The following is a 695-nucleotide window of genomic DNA, read 5'->3' as shown; positions in this document are numbered from 1 at the left end:
CCCGAGGCGTTGAAGTTCTCGATGTCGACGATCACCGAGCCCGAGAAGCCGTCGGCATAGTTGGTCTGGTCGGCGGTGCCGGCCCGGTCCGCGCCGTTCAGGTCGCCGATGAAGGCGTCGTCACCGTTGCCGGCATAGTTCACGCCGGCGCCGACGCCGAGGTCGAAGCGCAGCTTGTTGTCGGTGGTCAGGTCCATCAGCGCGTTGGCCTCGTCGGCCTTCTCCGCCGAGCTGTCGCCGACCAGGTCCTGGGTGGCGATGGTGCCCGCGCCGTCGATCGCGAGGAACTGGTCCTGGCTGCCGTCGGTGGACTGGCGCACGCCGCCCTCGCCGGCACGACGGCCGACCGAGAAGAGCGTGACGTAGAGCGTGTCGAAATCGCCCGAGTTGCTCTCGCCGCCGGCCGAGGTGTCGCTGTCGCCGAGATAGGAGCCGCCATCGGCCTCCCAGACCAGGTGGTCCGAGCCGGCGCCGCCGACCAGCGTGTCGCGGCCGTCATCGGCCAGACCGTCCGCGCCGTTCACCGAGACCGTGTCGGTCACCGTGTTGAACAGGTTCGGGTTGTGCCGGTGGGTCAGCAGGAACTCGAGATCGCCGCCGGCCAGCAGGTCGTTGCCCGACAGGCCCGCCACGAAGTCGTTGTCGTAGCCGGCGATCAGGATGTTGCCGCCGTCCTCGACCAGCGAGCCGACCGG

At 69.5% G+C, this 695-nt stretch carries 1 pseudogene; it reads right to left on the bottom strand.

What is annotated here, in order from left to right:
* Positions 1 to 695, bottom strand: a pseudogene (locus QSJ97_RS24600) (hypothetical protein); the annotation flags it as partial.

Origin of the sequence: Paralimibaculum aggregatum (genome assembly GCF_030270585.1) — a bacterium.
Lineage (GTDB): Bacteria > Pseudomonadota > Alphaproteobacteria > Rhodobacterales > Rhodobacteraceae > Thermohalobaculum > Thermohalobaculum aggregatum.
The sequence above is the reverse complement of the archived record's forward strand: the minus strand, read 5'-3'. Positions and strand labels throughout refer to the sequence as shown.